16 protein-coding genes are annotated in these 19,265 nt (G+C 40.7%); 11 read left to right on the top strand and 5 right to left on the bottom strand.

Translation table 11 applies throughout. The annotated features are described in order from the left end of the window. Positions 1–127 precede the first annotated feature (127 nt). The 5 genes from BN985_RS17935 to BN985_RS17955 form a co-directional block, all read right to left on the bottom strand. A complete protein-coding gene (locus BN985_RS17935; protein ID WP_042225280.1) occupies positions 128–1,669 on the bottom strand; it encodes an AbgT family transporter in 1,542 nt (513 codons plus the stop codon). Between the two features lie 174 nt (positions 1,670–1,843). Next, positions 1,844–3,337: an amidase family protein gene (locus BN985_RS17940; RefSeq protein WP_042225282.1), complete on the bottom strand. Its 1,494-nt coding sequence runs from the start codon at positions 3,335–3,337 to the stop codon at positions 1,844–1,846. Positions 3,338–3,562: 225 nt separating this feature from the next. Then, entirely contained in the window at positions 3,563–4,744 is a 1,182-nt protein-coding gene (locus BN985_RS17945; protein WP_042225284.1) for a Ger(x)C family spore germination protein, read from the bottom strand. Next, positions 4,731–5,846 carry a GerAB/ArcD/ProY family transporter gene (locus BN985_RS17950; protein WP_042225286.1) on the bottom strand — a complete coding sequence of 372 codons (1,116 nt, stop codon included), beginning with the start codon at positions 5,844–5,846 and terminating at the stop codon, positions 4,731–4,733. The genes BN985_RS17945 and BN985_RS17950 overlap by 14 nt, the downstream gene beginning before the upstream one ends. A gap of 6 nt (positions 5,847–5,852) precedes the next feature. Beyond that, the gene (locus BN985_RS17955) at positions 5,853–7,394 is read right to left on the bottom strand and encodes a spore germination protein (RefSeq protein WP_052360747.1); all 1,542 of its coding nucleotides are present in this window, start codon (positions 7,392–7,394) and stop codon (positions 5,853–5,855) included. Positions 7,395–7,549: 155 nt separating this feature from the next. Between BN985_RS17955 and BN985_RS17960 the strand changes: the two genes are divergently transcribed. The 11 genes from BN985_RS17960 to BN985_RS18010 form a co-directional block, all read left to right on the top strand. Then, the gene (locus BN985_RS17960; protein WP_052360748.1) at positions 7,550–8,560 is read left to right on the top strand and encodes a DUF3231 family protein; all 1,011 of its coding nucleotides are present in this window, start codon (positions 7,550–7,552) and stop codon (positions 8,558–8,560) included. 1 nt (position 8,561) lies between these two features. Then, entirely contained in the window at positions 8,562–9,569 is a 1,008-nt protein-coding gene (locus BN985_RS17965; protein ID WP_042225289.1) for a DUF3231 family protein, read from the top strand. 8 nt (positions 9,570–9,577) lie between these two features. Next, positions 9,578–10,075 (top strand): hypothetical protein, encoded by a 498-nt coding sequence (locus BN985_RS17970; protein ID WP_042225290.1) that lies wholly within the window; start codon positions 9,578–9,580, stop codon positions 10,073–10,075. Between the two features lie 530 nt (positions 10,076–10,605). Further along, positions 10,606–11,592: an ABC transporter ATP-binding protein gene (locus BN985_RS17975; RefSeq protein ID WP_042225291.1), complete on the top strand. Its 987-nt coding sequence runs from the start codon at positions 10,606–10,608 to the stop codon at positions 11,590–11,592. Then, positions 11,589–12,647: an ABC transporter ATP-binding protein gene (locus tag BN985_RS17980; protein WP_042225293.1), complete on the top strand. Its 1,059-nt coding sequence runs from the start codon at positions 11,589–11,591 to the stop codon at positions 12,645–12,647. Before BN985_RS17975 ends, BN985_RS17980 begins: the two co-directional genes overlap by 4 nt. Positions 12,648–12,768: 121 nt before the next feature. Further along, complete coding sequence (locus tag BN985_RS17985) at positions 12,769–14,589, top strand: peptide-binding protein (protein ID WP_042225294.1); 1,821 nt, start codon at positions 12,769–12,771, stop codon at positions 14,587–14,589. A 94-nt stretch (positions 14,590–14,683) separates the two neighbouring features. After that, positions 14,684–15,649, top strand: a complete 966-nt coding sequence (locus tag BN985_RS17990; protein ID WP_042225296.1) for an ABC transporter permease — start codon at positions 14,684–14,686, stop codon at positions 15,647–15,649. A gap of 8 nt (positions 15,650–15,657) precedes the next feature. Beyond that, positions 15,658–16,566, top strand: coding sequence for an oligopeptide ABC transporter permease (opp4C, locus tag BN985_RS17995; protein WP_042225298.1), 909 nt, complete (start codon positions 15,658–15,660; stop codon positions 16,564–16,566). A gap of 139 nt (positions 16,567–16,705) precedes the next feature. Continuing rightward, a complete protein-coding gene (locus tag BN985_RS18000) occupies positions 16,706–17,434 on the top strand; it encodes an ABC transporter ATP-binding protein (protein WP_042225299.1) in 729 nt (242 codons plus the stop codon). After that, positions 17,431–18,195: an ABC transporter permease gene (locus BN985_RS18005; protein ID WP_042225300.1), complete on the top strand. Its 765-nt coding sequence runs from the start codon at positions 17,431–17,433 to the stop codon at positions 18,193–18,195. The genes BN985_RS18000 and BN985_RS18005 overlap by 4 nt, the downstream gene beginning before the upstream one ends. A 156-nt stretch (positions 18,196–18,351) precedes the next feature. Beyond that, on the top strand, positions 18,352–19,265 hold a 914-nt coding region (locus BN985_RS18010; RefSeq protein WP_198030036.1), incomplete at its 3' end, for a collagen-like domain-containing protein.

The following is a 19,265-nucleotide window of genomic DNA, read 5'->3' on the forward strand; positions in this document are numbered from 1 at the left end:
CTGTATCCCCCCCGTGTCACGCTTCAAACAAAAATTCTATATACAAAAAAGCCGAACGCATTCGACTTAACTTTCGAATGACGTTCGACTTCTGTTTCGTATATTGTATTTGTAATCTCTATCCGATTTAGTTCGGGTATTCGAGTGGTCCACCTGGTCCAAGCGGAATACCAAATAACATCCAAATGATGAGCATAATCGTCCATCCGATTAGGAAGAAAATAGAATATGGTATCATGGTTGAAATCAATGTTCCAATACCCATTTTCTTGTCATACTTCTGCGCGAATGCAATAATGATTGCGAAATAAGTCATCAATGGCGAAATAATATTGGTTGTAGAGTCCGCTACACGGTAAGCCATTTGAGTCAACTCTGGAGAGTAACCCAACTGCATCATGATTGGCACAAAGATAGGTGCCATCATTGCCCATTTTGCTGAAGCACTACCAATAAATAGGTTGATAAAAGCTGTTATTATAATGAACATTAAAATAAGCGGGATTCCTGTTAAACTGATGCTGTCAAGGAACTCAGCTCCATAGACACCAAGCACTAGACCCATATTAGATTCATTAAAGTATGCAACAAATTGCCCAGCTGTAAAGGCAAGGACAATGAACATTCCCATTGATGCCATTGTGTCAGACATTTGTCCAGCTACATCTTTATCATTACGGACTACCTTTGTCACCATTCCGTAAACCAGTCCTGGTAGGAAGAAAAGAATTGCGATAATTGGAACAAGTGAGCTCATGAATGGCGACTGTACAATCTGATCCATTGTTGACCCTTCTGTTCCACGCATCGGTGCATTTTCTGGAAGAATAAGTAACGCAGTCAGCCCCAAACCAATAAGGAGCGAAACTCCAGCCCAGATTAACCCTTTTTTCTCAATCGGTTTTAATCCTTCTAAGTTTTCTTCTGTTTCTTCACCTTTATAGCTTCCTAGGCGAGGTTCAACAATTTTCTCTGTCACCCATGTACCTATTAAAGTAAGTACGAAGACTGAAGCTGCAATGAAGAACCAGTTCATCGCAATGTTCATTGTTTCTGCATAGGCTGGATCAATAACAGATGCCGCAGCAATTGTTAACTCTCCAAGCATAACATCCGTTCCAGATAGTAATAAGTTCGCACTAAAACCAGCTGAGACACCGGCAAATGCAGCAGCAAGTCCACCTAATGGATGTCTGCCTAACGCAGCAAAAATCAAGGCACCTAGTGGTGGTAGTACTACATAACCTGCATCCGATGCTACACTAGACATAATCCCTGCGAACACAAGACCAAGCGTTATAAAACGGTTTGGTACAGATAAAACAAAGCCACGAAGCATTGCGCTAATTAATCCAGTACGCTCTGCCACTCCAATTCCAAGCATTGTAACAAGCACAACACCTAGCGGAGCGAAGCCAATGAAGTTATCTGTCATACTAGAGAAAATGTATTGAATCCCTTCTGCATTAAGCAGGTTCGTGATTTCTACCATTTCTCCTTCTTCACCGGGATGTTCTACACTAATTCCCAACTGAGAAAGTACGGCTGAGAAAACCAACACCAGCAATGCTAATATTGCGAATAATGTGACGGGATGCGGTAGTTTATTACCAAGAAACTCTATCCCGTCTAAAGACTTCTGGAATAAACCTCTTTTCGTTTTCCCCATATATTTCTTCTCCCCTTTTCATTGCTAAATGAATAATATTCTGAAAATAACACCAACATGAAGGCGCACGTTTTATTATAAAGGGTATATCCCTAATTGGGAACCGTTTATAAAAAGTAATAAAACTAGTATTATTCATAAGATTATTACTAGGTAAAATAAACAGATAACCCACTACTTATAATAATGGTTATGCTTCACCCCTACCCATAATGATGAGTTTTCTAAAAACCTAGCAAGCTGTAATAATCGGTGTTCTTCCCCTTTTCCTGCCATAACTTGAACACCAAGCGGCAAACCACTCTCTGTTAGGTGCACTGGTACGGACATTGCTGGTTGGCCAGTGAGGTTAGCAAGCTGTGTATACGGGCTGTACGTTAAGCTTGGTAAGAACATGTCGTAAATTAGTTCCTGCTGTTTAGTAGGCTCAGCTTGCAGCATTTCTTCCCTCATTATCCTCGCCTCTTTTTCTGCTACCGTTAATTCACCTACCATAGGCGCCGAAAAGGCGGTTGCTGGTGTAATATAAAAATCGAAAGTTTCATGAAAAATCGCAGCTTGTGCAGCAGCGTAATCCCATGATGCTAAACTTAAAGCATATTCTGCAGCAGAAACATGCTTACCTGCTTGATAAAGCATCCATGCTTCTAATTCCATGTCTAGCTCTGTTAAACCTCTATCCTGTGTTTTTTCTAGCTGTGACATAACAGATGCCATTTCACCAGCATTCATCACATAATAGTTTTGCATTAGTTGTATACCATCAATGTCGGGTGTTTGTTCTTCTACGATATGACCTTCCGACTCAAGCCACTTTACAGTTTGTAAAACTGCCTGCTTTGCTTCTGGTGAAACAGGGGTCCCAACTGGCGAGGCCGTGGAAAAGGCAATTCGTAGCTTTTTGTCGAACGGCTTTTCTAACGCGTCCTTGTATTTTTGCGGATACAATGGTGTTTGAAAGGCTGCTTCTGGTTGGACGGTTTGCAAAACATCAAGCATCACAGCACTGTCTCTTACACTTCTAGTGAGAACAAAATCGATGGCCGCTCCTTGCCACTGTCTTCCAACTCCAGGTCCTACTGGGGTGCGGCCCCTTGTTGGCTTTAAACCAAATAGCCCCGTAAACGAAGCAGGAATACGAATTGAACCTCCTCCGTCACTTGCACCAGCGATTGGCACAATTCCTGCAGCTACAGCTGCTGCCGATCCTCCACTTGAGCCACCAGGAGAATGTTGAAGGTTCCAAGGATTACGTGCTGGCCCATGTAATGCAGATTCTGTGATATTCTTCAATGCAAACTCGGGTATATTCGTATGCCCAATGAACTGAAAGCCCGCATTACGAAATTCGCTGACAAAGTTGGCATCTTCCTTTGCTACATTATCTTGTAAAATCCTAGAACCAGAAGTTGATTTCTCCCCAGCCAAACGCTGCGTTTCCTTTAGTAAAACGGGTACACCGGCAAATGGCTGTGCTGCCGAGAAAAAGCGATCAGCTTCTGATAAAGCCTTCTCCTTTCTAGAATAAATGACGGCATTAAGGTCCGGGTTCACCTTTTCTAATTGTACAAAACTGAGTTCTAATAATTCACTGGGCTTTACCTCTTTACGATGAACTTTTTCCGCCATCTCAGTGCCATCCATTTTTATGAATTCTTGTATATCCATGTTCTTCTCTCCTTTACATACAAGCTTCATCTTTTATTGTACCATTACCAAAAGCGGGTCTACTATCTGTCTTTTTTATCATTTATTTTCTTCCACTTTGGGTCCCCCATGTCATGTAGCTTCTTGTTTGCAAGATAAATGAGGAATGGAATAATAAAAGCTAATGAGGCGTTAAAAAAAACAACCCAACTAGGAAGCCTATCTAACATGGTTTGAAACAAGGCTTCATCCTCCTTCACTCATTTTTATTCGATCATTCGATCCTACTCTATCTATTTCAACGTTTGCATTGACATCAATAACGGCACTTGAAAAGTAATTCTCTCCTTTTTCCCAGTCGTTCTTTATTTTTTGCCAAAAATCATAGTGAAATTTGTAAAGTGTTTTACCTATTCCCAGAACATCTGTATTGAGCTCTCCTTGCACTTCCTCTATCGTGTTCCCAACCAATTCCTTGACTTTTTTTTCTGCCGATTTTTCAATTTTATTTACATACTGTTCTTTCAAAACACTCCTGCCACCAAAATGTTCTGCAATATTCCCTTTAATATCAATGGATATACCAACCCGTAACTGATCCTTTTGCCTGTTTTTAATATTCATATTTTGCTTTATCTCGGTGATCTCAATAGCTATAAGATCATCGTCCACCTGTATTTCTAAAACCCCACCCTCTGTATGTCCATTAACAAAACCCAGCCCAGCAGTTTCCTCCTCATCAAGAGAACCTACCATTTGGTTGGATTCTCCATTTATTACTACAACGTTCCCATACTCTGCTTGGTCACCTGCCTTTTTCACGATTGGAAGTACATAGCTTTGCTCGTTTAAAATTAATTCTTGAACTTCCCCTACATGTACCGGTTTAATGGTGCTTGTATTCCTATCTACATTCTCCATTAAATCGTCTAAATACATTGATGGTACGTTAACGTTTTTAGGTTTTAAATTTAATATATCCCTCGCTTCTCCCTCTGCCACTACTAAGCGAATCGATCTTCTCATCGCATGATCGCGAATATAGAAATCCATCATATCAGAGAAAAGATTTGGTTGCTTCATAACCTCATCTGAGATGAGAAGAACCTTTAAATGTTGGTAAAATGGCACTTGGCTATTAAGTTGTGAAAATTTTCGATTGGTTCGAAACAAGCTAGTGCCAGTTTCCGATATATTCATGAATGCCTCTTGGCCACCACTACCTTCTGTAATAGAACCTAATCCGGCTGGAATAACAAATTGGTTTGTCATTATTACCTCATAATCCTCGTTGGATTTTTGGTCAGCTAAATCGAGAGCCGTACCAATCACAAATCCGCGTTCTTCTATATCTATCCTATCCCAACAGCCGGCTAGGAAGATAGACATAGTAAGGAGAAGTAGATTCAATTTTTTACTTAGTAGCATTTGGTTGGTTCCTCCCTCCCTTGATTTTGGATATAGTGAAAAGGATTATGGCAATGCTCGAAGAAGAGATAATACCAAAATACCCGATAAAGGTTCCAAACTTTCCAACTTCTAAAGCCCCTTCTGGTACCATCCCGATAATGTAAATAATTGGAGCCACACAAAAAAGATAAGTGATTTTCTTTAGGTTTAATATGGATTGAAATGCATAGATACTAACATCCACTGACATAGCAACTGTGTTAAAAATAGACATAATCCATATAACAAAAAAGAAGGAATCAAAGCGTTCAAAAAAACCTCCTGGTATTTCAATTTCCTTTGCTAGCTCAATCAATGGATACACGAGGTTTCCTGTAACGGCATTTCCAAACACACCTAAATTCACTAAGAAAATTAGAAAATATAAAGAAACCACGATAAGCATTCCATAAATTGACGCTTTGGGTGCCTTCTCTGTATCTTTCACAATGGCAATGTAAAAGAAAAGAACATTAAAACCGACAAACGACAGACTACTTAATTCAGCCGCTTTTAGGTGATCCATCAACCCTGTCTTAAAAATGGGGAAATAATTTTCAATTTCAAACCATCCTAATGAAAACATTGCTAATGCGAATGTAATTAAAACAATGATCGGGAAAAATAACATGTTTAAGCGAAACAATCCCGCTCGGGTACCAGAGACCGCATAAACGACAACTAGAAGAAAAGTGAGGGAAACCACTTCAACAGGAGTCCTGTCAAATAGATACGTTTTCGCAATGTCTGCAATGACCCGTATGACATAGGCACTTAGCAGGAGGCTTTGCAAGATTAAGGTGATAGTAAAAAGAATAGCAACAGGCTTTGTAACAAGCTTTGAAGCATAGGATAGGAAGGATTCACCAGGATAGCTGGCAGCTAGCTTAGCAGTTATCCATGTGATGATTGTGATCACAGCACCGGCTATTAGGATTGCAATCCATCCATCAACACCAATCGTTAATAATGCGATTTCACGGGGTAAAGAAAGGATACCTACCCCCACCGTTATGGCAGGTAAAGCAATCATGATCTCTCGCGAACTGATTTTTTCGTCCGCGTATTTAAAATCTTTCACTCTTGTTTACCTCCTTAAATTTCCAGACCTTTTGTCCTTTGGTTGAAGATTTCTCGGCCGTTCATTCATCATTGGGATAGGCCCTCTCAATACCAAGTCCTTCCAGTCTTTAATGAAAGTTGGGGCAAACGGAGTAGAGTATGGAACACCCATGCTTTTCAAATTTACAATGTGTATATTTATCATGATATAAACAAGCACAATCCCATACAACCCTAGTACAGCAGCAGCAATCATGAACCCAAAGCGGAGGAGGCGGAAAGATATCGCCACACTATACAGAGGAATTGTAAATGATGCCACCGCAGTAAGAGCAACAACAATCACCATAATTGGACTGACAATCCCAGCACTTACTGCAGCCTCGCCAATTACAAGTCCACCAACTATTCCAATTGTTTGCCCAATAGTCCTTGGCAACCTTGCACCTGCCTCACGCAAAAGTTCCATTGTTATTCCCATAATAATCGCCTCTACAAAAGCTGGAAATGGGACTCCTTCTCGAGTTGCCGCAATGGAAAAAGCCAGTTGCGACGGGATCATCCCTTGATGATAGGAAACGAGTGCAATATAGAGTGCCGGAAGAAACATTGTAATAAATGCTCCTATATATCGAATAAACCTTAAGAATGTGCCAATTAACCAGCGGTCATAGTAATCTTCTGGAGACTTAAAGGCATTAGCAATCGTAATAGGGGCAATTAATGCAAACGGGCTACCGTCTAACAGTATACCCACCTTCCCTTGTAGCACAGAGGATGCTACTTTATCCGGACGCTCTGTATTATCCATTTGGGGAAAAGGAGACAGATAACTATCTTCTATCCATTGCTCGATATAGCCTGATTCCATTGCACCGTCCATATCTATGGATGAAAGTCGGTGATTTACTTCCTTGATTATGTCAGGGTTTGCTATACCTTCCATATAGCAAACAACCAGCTTTTTCTTAGATCTTCTCCCTACTTCATTTGTATCAAAACGGAGGTTCGGATCCCGAATGTGCCGGCGAATAAGCATCATATTCGTCTGTAAATTTTCTACAAAACCTTCTCTAGGTCCTCTAATAAGGGACTCTGAAATAGGTTCATCAATGGATCGAGTTTCCCACTTTTCTGTTCCCAAGAGAAGGACCTCTGCTGCCCCGTCCACATAGACAACCGACTTTCCTGAAAGTAAGTCAATCGTTAATTTATCTAAGGAATTTGTGTTCTCCACACTGCCGATACTGATAAGGTCAAGCTGCATCTGTTTGAGTAGTTCATCCGGAGTGTCACTACCAGCTTCCTTCTCTCTATTTCGTTGCATATTTTTAATTAAGTCGTTATGTATGGCTTCTTTGTTACTTAAACCACTAATAAAGGCGACTGCTGCATTTACATTTACACCGAGTGTTACTCTACGTATTACCAAATCACCAGGACTTCCAATCATAACTTGCAAATCCTGCAAATTTTTGTCAAGATCCGTACCAAGTTCTGCTGAAAAGCTCTCTCCCTCAGTGGACTCTTGTCTCATTTTGCGTCTTCTAAAGATATTTCGCCCCATAATCTCACTCCCTCGTCCACAGCATGGCCTTTCCTTTTTTTTCCCGTAAAGGAGTAAATTTATACAGCGACATTTCCCCCCTTATTTCAAGACGTGTATAAAACGATTGTTCCATGCCAAACTATACTCACCAGGTTAAAGGAGGAATGTTGTCAATGGAACAATATAAAAAGGCCACCGCTTCGGAGATTGCCAACTTGTGGGCTTCGTATATGAATGCCTCATCAAGCACTGCGATGCTCACTTATTTTAAAGAAAATGTGGAGGATGAGGATATTCGGGGTTTACTGAATAATGCTTATGATTTATCGACATTTGCGTTAGAAACTACAAGTCAATTACTTACAGAGAGTGCATCTCCTGTTCCCAAGGGTTTTTCAGAACAGGATGTCAACATAAAAGCACCTCGTTTATACTCGGATACGTATATGCTACACTTCGCCATCAATCTGCACATTCTTGTAATGACACACTGTACTAATGCTATTTCACAAAGCTCTCATGAAGACATATACAGGTTTTATACAGAATCTTTAAGTAAAGCTAACTCAGTGCATATGCAAGCCGTGAAAATTGCTCAAACTAAAGGAGTGTACGTTTCTCCACCTAACATCCCTACATCTGATACAGTGAACTTTGTAAAGAAAGATAGCTTTTTAAACGGTTGGTTTGGTGATAAGCGACCTTTACTTGCTGTTGAAATCGCTCAATTTTACTCAAATATTGAACGTAACGTACTAGGAGCTGCAACGATATTAGGTTTTGCTCAAGTTACTGAATCAAAAGAAATAAAAGCTTACTTATTAAAAGGGAATAACATAGCCCAAAAGCATGTATCCAGTTTTTCAAACTACTTAGAGAAAAGCTATATTCCTGTTCCAATGGGCTCTGATAGCTTTGTAACCGAATCTTCTCAGGTGAGTCCATTTTCCGATAAGCTAATGTTATTCTATACAATTGGCATGATCACACAAGGAATTGCATTTTATGGAATGAGCATTTCAACTAATGCTAGACGCGATATTGCAACGCTATACGCAAAACTTAGTGGTGAAATAGCTTTTTATGCAGAAGAAGGTATAAAACTAATGATTGATAACGATTGGTTTGAAGAGCCTCCGAGGATGGTGGATAGAAAAGATTTAATTGAGAAAGGTAGAGATTAACATGGGAGAAAAGCAAATAACGAAACAACTGACTGCATCAGAAATATCCAACCTATGGGCCATTTATCAAAATAATACCGTGGCAAAAGTAGGGTTAAGCTACTTTCTCGAGCATGTTGAAGACCAGGATATAAAAGTACTACTAGAAGAGTGCAAATCACTTGCGGAACAGGAGCTTGGTGAGATTAGTGCCTTTTTTCGAGCTGATAACTATCCAATTCCAAAGGGATTTACAGAAGAAGACGTGCAAAAAAATGCACCAAGACTATTTTCTGATTCCTTATATCTCGAGTATATTTTTAATATGTTCATTATTTCGTTAAACACATATAGCACGGCATTATCTGTATCTGAACGTCAAGATATCGTTCAATTTTTTTCCAAATGTTTAGATTCGGCAAAAAAGCTCCATCTGAATACAAAGGAACTTACCAAACGAAAAGGGTTATATACAAAAAAACCAGTACTTCCTGTTCCAGCGGAGATAGAATTTGTAAAGAAGGATAGCTTTCTTTCAGGCTGGTTCGGTAAAAGGCGCCCATTACTTGGTATGGAGATAAGCAATCTCAATTTTCATTCTCAGCGTAATGCCCTTGGTCATGCCCTCATTACTGGGTTTAGTCAAGTTGCTACTTCTAAGGAATTAAGGAGCTTTTTCGAAAAAGGAAGAGATATATCAGAAAAACACCTATCTATTTTTACGACATTGCTACGCGATGATAACATGGATCAAGGCTCAACAATGATGACATCAGAGGTAACGACTTCTACGACTGCCCCATTCTCTGATAAGTTCATGATGTATATCGTGACGGCATTAATTAATTCAAGCATTGGCCAGTACGGTGTTTCACTATCTACCAGCCCCCGCCATGATTTAGCCTTACAATATACTCGACTGATTGCAGATATCTCTAAGTATGCAAATGAATCTGCAAATATTTTAATTGACAAAGGTTGGATGGAACAGCCCCCTATTGCAGCTGACAGAAAAGAACTGGCGAAATAGGTGTGCCTATGGAAACGACTCTTAAGGAAAAGAGCAAAAAACTAGAAGCTGTGTTATGGAGCATTGCCTTACCGGGGTTTGGGCAATTGTTAAATAAAAAGTATGTAAAAGGGCTCACGCTTATGGCTTTAGAATTTCTTATTAATATTATGGGAAACTTCAATCGAATCATCATCTTAAGCTTTCATTTTAGAATTGAAGAAGCCATTGAACAAACGAATTATCTTTGGTTGATGTTTTACCCCTGTCTCTACTTTTTCGGTATTTGGGATGCTTATAAGGATGCTGGTGGAGGCAGAAAAGCTTTTGCCTACTTACCACTTGTGTTTTCCGCATACTTTGTTACGCTTGGTCTCATATTCTCTCCCGTTTTTAGGATTTTTGGCACATTAATTGGACCAATGTGGCTCCCTATGCTCTCTCTCCCAGTTGGTCTTGCTGTAGGCTGGATTATCAAATGGGTCTTGGTGAAACTTATTTATCGCAACCAAATAAATTCTTCCTAACAAAACTCTCGAGGTTATAAAAGCTCGGGAGTTTGTTTATTAGATAGGAGCGAATGCAAATCCGATGACGTGCAGTTTAAGCAAGGTTTCTTCTCATTTTGCACTTCATCACCTTGATGACGTGCAGTTCAAGCAAGGTTTCTTCTCATTTTGCACTTCATCACCTTGATGACGTGCAGTTCAAGCAAGATTTCTTCTCATTTTGCACTTCATCACCTCGATGACGTGCAGTTTAAGCAAGTTTTCTTCTCATTTTGCACTTCATCACCTTGTTGACATGCAATTTAAGCAAGATTTCTTCTCATTTTGCACTTCATCACCTTGTTGACGTGCAGTTCACTCTTCTTAAAATCCCCACCAATCTATAGGTCTTTGTTTCTATATACACCTAACTTCCTACCTAAATTTTTATCTTTTCCCTTCTTCAAATAAGAATATTATACAAGTCTAACTCATAGTTTATACGAATCATTCTATTTTTTTTAGTTACTGGGTATTTCCCTCTATTAATTGGAGATTGGGGTGTTTACATGATACAGCAAGACGTGTTGCAAGTTGATAATTTAAAGACATATTTTCATTTAGAAGAAGGTAGAACTGCTAAAGCAGTGGATGATATTTCTTTCAAAATTTCTCCTGGTGAGACGGTTGCACTAGTTGGAGAATCTGGAAGTGGCAAAAGTATAAGTGCCCTTTCCATCATGCAATTAATTAACAAGCCCGGCAGAATTGAGGGCGGCAAAATCACGCTGAATGGGGAGGAGATTACCAATTATAACGCCAAGCAAATGACAAAGATACGAGGTAATGATATAGCAATGATCTTTCAAGAGCCCATGACAGCATTAAATCCTGTATTCACCATTGGTAATCAAATTACCGAAATTATACGGAAACATAAAAAAATGAACAAACAGGAAGCACATCAGCATGCTGTTGATCTTTTAAAGCTAGTTGGATTATCAAGGGCGGAAGAAATGATGAAGGAATATCCTCACCAGCTATCAGGCGGGATGCGTCAGCGCGTTATGATCGCCATGGCTATTTCATGTGATCCTAAGCTATTGATTGCGGATGAACCTACTACTGCACTTGATGTAACGATCCAAGCACAAATTCTTGATTTAATGAAGGAGATGAAAGAAAGATTTGAGATGGCACTTCTCTTGATCACACATGATGTAGGAGTCGTTTCCCAGTATGCTGATCGCGTAATGGTAATGTACGGAGGCCAAATTGTGGAGGAATCCACGGTGGATGTATTGCTAGAATCGCCAAAACATCCATATACTCAAGGCTTATTGGCTAGCTTACCTATGGTAGATAAGGACGTAGCCCGACTTGGAACAATCAAAGGTACCGTTCCACCAGCTTATGACTTCCCGGCTGGTTGTCGCTTTTCTACACGTTGTCCACACGTGATGGAACAATGCCTTTCACATAACCCATCCTTGTCAGACATTGAATCAGAGCACAAAGTTCGGTGTCATCTTTATCCTTCGGAGGTGGAGGAATGACTAAACAAAATAAAAATATTGCAGATTCTCCTATCTTAAATGTTCGGAATATTAAAAAATACTTTCCGATAAAGGGGGGCGTTTTTAAACGAACTATTGGTCACCTAAAGGCTGTTGACGACATATCTTTATCCATTAATAAAGGAGAAACGCTGGGAATTGTAGGTGAATCAGGATCTGGTAAATCAACTTTAGGCAGGGTTATTCTTAAACTGATTGATGCCACCGAAGGATCTATTCTTTATAAGGACACAAATATCACGAGCATGAAAAGAAACCAATTCCGTCCTTATCGACGAAATATGCAAATGGTTTTCCAAGATCCTTTTGGCTCCCTTAATTCCAAGATGAGTGTAGCTGAATTGGTGGAAGAACCTCTTCTTGTCCAAACATCTCTTTCAAAAAAGGAAAGACAGGAAAAGGCGATTGAATTTATCGAAAAAGTTGGATTACGTGCAGAAGACAGACTAAAGTACCCACATGAATTTTCTGGCGGGCAAAGACAACGAATCAGTATTGCTAGAGCACTTATAACAAATCCGGAATTTATAGTGTGTGATGAGCCAGTTTCGGCTTTAGATATATCCATTCAGGCACAAGTGTTGAACCTAATGAAGGATTTGCAAGAAGAGCTCGGTCTTACGTATTTGTTTATCGCTCATGACCTAAGTGTTGTAAAGCATATTAGTGACCGTGTTGCCGTAATGTACCTTGGTAAGATCGTAGAAATTGCTCCCACCTCTACACTTTTCAAGGAACCCGCTCACCCTTATACACAGGCATTGTTGGCTTCTATACCAACTCTTAACAAGAAGAAGACAGATGAACCTACTGTAAAGCTAAAAGGAGACATCCCAAGCCCAGCCAATCCTCCTTCCGGCTGTGCATTTCGAACGAGGTGTCCGTTTGCCCATGAACGATGTGAGAAGGAGACGCCAGTTTTAGCTACTCAAGGAGTACAGCATGAGGTGGCCTGTCATCTATTAGATGGGCAGGATGATGTACCTATTGCTACAAAATCAGATCCAACATTAAAGAAGATTAGCAAGGCATAAATTCACATGCAAAAGGGCCACTAATTCCTTTATGTAGCCTTTTTCATATAAAACCACCAAAAAGGAGGGCTGGACGCAATCGTTTTATATCTATTTCTTTTAATAAAGGGGGAATTTTAGGATGAATAAAGCATTAAGAAGATTACTGATTTTGCTTGTCTTTATATGCATGACGGGATTTTTATTAGTCGCTTGTAATAACGATAGCGATGAAGAAGGCTCCGAGAATAAGGAGACCGAAAATACTGAAGATGAAAAAGATGATAATGAAGAAGAAAAAGAAGAAGTAGAGAGTGGGCCGCAAGAAGGCGGAACATTGACTGGGGCAATGTATTCTGCGCCAGCAGGTATGTTTAACCCGATTTTCTATGAGGAAGCATATGAAGCTAACATCCTGAGTTTTACACATGATAGTCTTGTATCCCAAAATGAGAGCCTTGAGTTTATTCCAAGTCTAGCGAAAGAATGGGAAACAAACGATGATCAAACTTCCCTGACATTAAAGCTTGAAGAAGGCGTGACATGGCATGACGGGGAAGAATTTACTGCTGAAGATGTTGTGTTCACATACAAGTCAATGTCAGACCCTGATTATGTTTCGGCTGGTGGAATAAGAACCGCTTACGTCCTTCCATTACTTGGCTATAATGCTTACAGTTCTGGTGAGACTGACACGTTCGAAGGCGTTGTAGCAGATGATGATTACACTGTAACATTCCATTTTGAAGAGCCAAATATTAACCCACTTTATTATGCAAGCTTCCCTATTATCCCAGAGCACATTTTCAAAGATATCCCAGTTGCCGAAATGCCTGAAGCTGCAGAATCTCGTGATGCTGGGGCAGTGATCGGTACTGGCGCCTTTAAATTTACAAACATGATAGAACGAGAGCAATATATTTTGGAGAGACATGGAGATTATTGGCAAGGAACTCCTTACTTAGAGAGCATTGTATGGAAAGTGGTAGCACAGTCTGTCATGACTGGATTACTTGAATCAGGAGAGGTAGACTTCATCGCAGATCCAAACGGTATACCTCCGGCTGACTTTGAAACCGTACAAGGCTTTGGAAATATAGAAATTATTGAACAGCCTGACTTTGGCTATCAGCTTCTTGGATTCAAGCACAATCATCGTACAGGTGAAGATGTAGAAGCAGGTGCACTAGAACCTGACAATTGGGTACCAAACGAGAAACTAGCTGATCCAAAATTAAGGCAGGCCATTTCCTATGCTGTAAATCGGGAAGGTCTAGTAGATGGTCTTCTTTATGGACGTGGTCAACCAATTAATTCTCCAGTTGCAACACAGTTCTGGGCATATGATGATGCCGCCGCCACAAATTATAATTTCGATCCTGAAAAAGCAGGTTCTATGTTAGATGAGCTTGGTTATGTGGATGATAATGGGGATGGATTTAGGGACGATCCGGATGGGAATGAATGGATTCTTAATATGGATTACCCTACAGGAAATGAGCTTCGAGAAAAATCCGCTCCATTAATCGAACAACAGCTTGAAGAAGTTGGTATTAACGTTAACTTACGTCAGCCTAAAGAAATGACAGCTTATGTAGAAGAATTAACAAATGATAACACCGATTGGGACTTATACTTGTTAGGCTGGAGTCTTGGAAGTGCTGATCCTGATCCATCTGGTTTATGGGCAACGAAAGCAGCTTACAACTTCTCTAGATGGAATAACCCAGAATCCGAAGAACTTATGCAAAAAGCATTGAAAGCACCAGAAGCATTTGAACAGGATTATCGTGCAGAAGTGTACTCCGAATGGCAGAGCATTTTTTCTGAAGACCTCCCTGCGTTGCTATTGTACGCACAAAATAGCCTTTGGGCCTACAATAAACGCTTGCAAGGTGTAGATCCATTACCTTATACCATGTATCAAGATGCACATTTATGGTGGGTTAATGATGCGAACTAACAAATACGGAAGCGCCCGAATTTAAAGAAGGCTGACTAAAATAAAGTAGAGAGTATGCTCCCTAGCATACTCTCCTCCTTCATGGGGGGATTATATGCACAAATATATCATTAGAAGAATACTTGTTTTTATACCGATGCTTATCATGCTGTCGATTATTGTTTTTGCTCTGGCTACAGCAGCTCCTGGTGACCCTTTTACTGGGAAAATTCTTGACCCAACTGTAGATCCTGAGGTATTTAATGAGCAGCGAGAGGCGCTCGGGCTAAACGACCCTATCCCCGTCCAATACTTACGTTGGGCAACCGCAATGGCAAAAGGAGATTTTGGGGAATCGATGTACTATAAAGGTCGGGATGTTGCAAGTCTTATTAGTGAAAGAATCGTGAATACCGTGTATCTAGGTGTTTTCGCCCTTGTCCTTACCTTAATTGTCGCTATACCCATTGGGATTTATTCTGCTAAGAATCCTTATTCTCCACTTGATTACGGTGCAACCACTTTTGGGTTTTTCGGCTTGGCTGTTCCTAACTTTTTCTTTGGTCTAATCGCTATTTACGTATTTGCTATTAAACTTGGTTGGTTTCCGGCACAAGGGACAATTTCTAACATCCATGTTACAGGCTTCGCTGAATTCCTAGATCGAATTCACCATATGGTACTTCCAGGCATAACACTTGGACTTGCTGGGACCGCAACATATATGCGCTACATGCGATCAGAGGTCCTTGATGTACTGGGTAGTGATTATATTCGAACAGCAAAAGCAAAAGGTATGAGTGATCGGAGTGTAATGTACAAGCACACATTACGTAATGCAATGATTCCAATTATTACCCTGATGGGCTTTGAGTTCGGTGCTTTGCTAAGTGGTGCGATTATTACAGAGCAGGTTTTCAGTTATCCTGGACTTGGGACCTTGTTTATTAACTCCATAACAAATAGAGATTATCCTGTGATTATGTCAATCACACTCCTATTAGGGGTAGCCATACTTATTGGCAATCTACTTGCAGATATATTTTACAGTATTGTCGACCCTAGGATTCGCTATGATTGAGGTGATATATGTTGAAACCTAATATAACGAAAAATACTGAAGTCTCATCTAACCAAAAACATAATCAGAGTCCGTTTAAATTGGCAAGGAAGCGATTCTTAAGAAATAAATTGGCCATTGCAGGTATAGCTGTTCTAATTCTTTTTATTTTGGCAGCTTTATTCGCTCCTCTACTAACACAACATGATCCTACAAAAGGCGATCTTATGCTGATAGAAAAGCCACCTTCATCAGAACATTTACTCGGGACAGATAGCTCTGGCAGAGATAATTTTGCCCGTCTAATTTATGGTGCTAGAATTTCTCTTACTGTAGGTTTTTCCGCTATGTTATTTACCCTTTTAATTGGTGTTATTACGGGTGCATTAGCAGGCTATTATGGTGGAAAAGTAGATAATCTCATAATGCGTGCCGCTGACCTTATGCTAGCATTGCCTTTTCTTGTTCTTGCATTAACCATTATTGCCATTTTAGAAAAAGTGACGGTAGGTATATTTGTGGCAGTTATTGCCATAACCTCCTGGCCAACCCTAACAAGAATTGTACGGGGTGCCTTCCTATCATTAAGAGAGCAGGAATTTATCCTTGGAGCCAGAGCAATTGGCGCAACAGATATTCGGATCATTTTTAAGCACTTTATTCCGAATGCAATCGGTCCTATTATTGTGAACGCCACCCTTTTAATGGCTACAATGATTATAGTCGAATCAGCATTGAGCTTTATCGGAATGGGCATACCACAGCCAACCCCTACTTGGGGGAACATGATTTCAGAAGCACAGAATATTCGTATTTTGCGTGATCACCCAGAAGCATGGGTCCCACCTGGATTAGCTATCCTTCTTACTGTACTGGCTATTAACTTTATTGGAGATGGGCTAAGGGACACGTTTGATCCTAAGAGCAATCGTAGATAAAGTGTTTTTCGAGAATAAATATAGGGGATATAAGAACTTCCGACTAATAAAATAGCGGAAGTTTTTTCTTTTATCTATACATGATAAGCTATGATTATTCTTATAATAAGCAATGCAGCTAGCAAAGGGAAGTGAAAAAATGGCCTCAGTAAATGCAGCAGTTCAATGGAATCATGTTACCTTCTCTGTTAATGGGAAAACGATCCTACAAGATATCAACGGTACTTTTTTGGAAGGAAAGATTACCACACTTGTGGGACCATCTGGAGCAGGTAAATCAACGTTATTTAAACTATGTAATGGGTTAGCTTCAGCAGACAGTGGTGATATTTTAGTCGCGGGAAAAGAAATTGATTCCTATGCACCTGTTGAGTTAAGAAGAATGGTTGGTTTTGCCATGCAGGATGCTACGATGGTGGACGGCACGGTGTATGAAAATCTTGCAATGCCGCTAACGTTACAAGGAAAGGAACTAACAGAGGATAAGGCAAATGAATTATTAAAGCTCGTCGGCTTACCAGCAACTATCTCTGATCAAAGTACCAAGGACCTATCAGGTGGCCAGCGCCAAAAGTTATCGATTGCCAGGACTCTGGTAAATCGTCCTTCTATACTACTCTTAGATGAAATTACGTCTTCATTAGATAGGGTCTCACAACAGGATGTCGAAGCATTAATTGTGAGGATTAATAAACAATATGGTACGACAATCGTTTGGATAACTCATAACTTACAACAAGCACGAACAATTGGGGATTACACATGGGTAATGATAAATGGACAACTTGTAGAAGCTGGTGAAAGTTTTCTCTTAGATCAGCCTGAAAACGATGAAGTCAGGCTTTTTGTGAAAGGTGACAATTCATGAGTTATTTATCACTAGCTATCACACTCATTTTTGTTATCATCCCCCTTGTATTGTCCCGAACATTAAATTTAGGACTCGAAAAAGATACACTGATTGCTACGGTTAGGTCTATAATTCAACTGCTTGCTGTCGGATATGTTTTGCAATTGGTCTTCGAGTCGGAACATCTTTTCTATATTTTGCTCATGATAATTCTCATGATAGCTGCCGCAACACAAAACGCTCGAAAAAAAGGCGTACAAATTAAAGGAATTACATGGAAGCTCGTACTTACTTTTATTACTGTAGAAGTATTAACTCAGGGAATCCTACTAGGGCTGAGCATAACACCTACAACTGCCCAGTACATCATTCCAATTAGTGGTATGGTTATCGGAAACTCCATGGTGCTTTCGATATTGTTTCTAAATCGTTTTATATCAGAGGTAGAAACAAAATCAAAAGAGACAGAACTTATTCTTTCACTTGGTGGAACTCCAAAACAAGCGGTCCATAAACAATTGATTACATCTATTCAGGCAAGTACTATACCGACAATTGAGAGTCAGAAAACAATTGGACTTGTGCAGCTCCCAGGTATGATGAGTGGGCAAATAATAGCCGGAGCAGATCCATTACAGGCAGTTTTATTTCAATTACTGATTCTATTTCTCCTCCTAACGACAGCAGTCGTGACAAGTATTATGCTAGGATATTTATCCTACCCCACCCTTTTTAATGAGCGAATGCAATTTTTAAAACTAGAAAAATCTAAGAAATAAGGATAGAAGCCTTCTGTAAAAGGAAGACTCCTATCCTTTTTTATATGCTCTTTCCTCTATTGTGCCGTTCCTGTTACTCCTCCCCAACCAATACTTGGCCAACCCAAATATACTATTAAGATTACTACTATTAAATGGTAGGGAGTGAGAAACAACATGCAGCACGAGGATTTTAAACGATCTTTAAAAAGAGAAAATGGAAGGAAGTTTAATGATGCATCTAGAAACAAATATACCAACAATTCAAATATGAATCATTCCAACAACAACCATTTTTGCAATGTATGCAATAAGATCTATGTAAACAATTCAGATCCTTCTTCCTGTTGTAAGTGCTCAAACGGGCATAATTATTATCCTGGGCCTCCAGGTCCACCAGGGCCCGCGGGACCGCCGGGGCCTTATGGGCCACCTGGACCTGCTGGAGACCCAGGGAGAACAGGGGCGACGGGGCCACAAGGTCCTATAGGGCCGACTGGCACTGTGGTGATTAGAGGAATTACTGGCATTACTGGGCCGACCGGCGTAACAGGGCCGACCGGAACCACAGGACCTACCGGCATTACTGGGCCTACTGGCATCATTGGACCGTCCGGTATTACTGGGCCTACTGGCATTACTGGAGCTACCGGCATCACTGGGCCTACTGGTGTCACAGGGGCTATCGGCATTACGGGGCCGACCGGCGTCACAGGGGCTACCGGCATTACTGGATCGACAGGGATTACTGGGCCTACCGGCATTACTGGAGCTGCAGGAGTCACTGGACCGACCGGCATTACGGGGCCGACCGGCATCACTGGAACTACGGGTGTTACTGGGGCTACCGGCGTCACGGGGCCTACTGGCATTACTGGAGCTACCGGCATTACGGGGCCGACCGGCGTTACTGGGGATACTGGCATCACGGGGGCTACAGGCATTACTGGGCCGACCGGCGTCACTGGGCCTACTGGTATCACTGGACCTACTGGCACAACAGGGCCGACCGGCATTACTGGAGCTACGGGCATCACTGGACCTACTGGCACAACAGGGCCGACCGGCATTACTGGAGCTACGGGCATCAC

Source organism: Oceanobacillus manasiensis (genome assembly GCF_000724085.1).
Taxonomy (GTDB): Bacteria; Bacillota; Bacilli; order Bacillales; family Amphibacillaceae; genus Oceanobacillus_B; species Oceanobacillus_B manasiensis.

What these genes read in the sequence shown, in the direction of transcription:
- BN985_RS17935 (WP_042225280.1), bottom strand. Translation starts at nt 1,669, where the DNA reads ATGGGGAAAACGAAAAGAGGTTTATTCCAGAAGTCTTTAGACGGGATA.
- BN985_RS17940 (WP_042225282.1), bottom strand. Translation starts at nt 3,337, where the DNA reads ATGGATATACAAGAATTCATAAAAATGGATGGCACTGAGATGGCGGAA.
- BN985_RS17945 (WP_042225284.1), bottom strand. Translation starts at nt 4,744, where the DNA reads ATGCTACTAAGTAAAAAATTGAATCTACTTCTCCTTACTATGTCTATC.
- BN985_RS17955 (WP_052360747.1), bottom strand. Translation starts at nt 7,394, where the DNA reads ATGGGGCGAAATATCTTTAGAAGACGCAAAATGAGACAAGAGTCCACT.
- BN985_RS17960 (WP_052360748.1), top strand. Translation starts at nt 7,550, where the DNA reads ATGGAACAATATAAAAAGGCCACCGCTTCGGAGATTGCCAACTTGTGG.
- BN985_RS17965 (WP_042225289.1), top strand. Translation starts at nt 8,562, where the DNA reads ATGGGAGAAAAGCAAATAACGAAACAACTGACTGCATCAGAAATATCC.
- BN985_RS17970 (WP_042225290.1), top strand. Translation starts at nt 9,578, where the DNA reads ATGGAAACGACTCTTAAGGAAAAGAGCAAAAAACTAGAAGCTGTGTTA.
- BN985_RS17975 (WP_042225291.1), top strand. Translation starts at nt 10,606, where the DNA reads ATGATACAGCAAGACGTGTTGCAAGTTGATAATTTAAAGACATATTTT.
- BN985_RS17980 (WP_042225293.1), top strand. Translation starts at nt 11,589, where the DNA reads ATGACTAAACAAAATAAAAATATTGCAGATTCTCCTATCTTAAATGTT.
- BN985_RS17985 (WP_042225294.1), top strand. Translation starts at nt 12,769, where the DNA reads ATGAATAAAGCATTAAGAAGATTACTGATTTTGCTTGTCTTTATATGC.
- BN985_RS17990 (WP_042225296.1), top strand. Translation starts at nt 14,684, where the DNA reads ATGCACAAATATATCATTAGAAGAATACTTGTTTTTATACCGATGCTT.
- opp4C (WP_042225298.1), top strand. Translation starts at nt 15,658, where the DNA reads ATGTTGAAACCTAATATAACGAAAAATACTGAAGTCTCATCTAACCAA.
- BN985_RS18000 (WP_042225299.1), top strand. Translation starts at nt 16,706, where the DNA reads ATGGCCTCAGTAAATGCAGCAGTTCAATGGAATCATGTTACCTTCTCT.
- BN985_RS18005 (WP_042225300.1), top strand. Translation starts at nt 17,431, where the DNA reads ATGAGTTATTTATCACTAGCTATCACACTCATTTTTGTTATCATCCCC.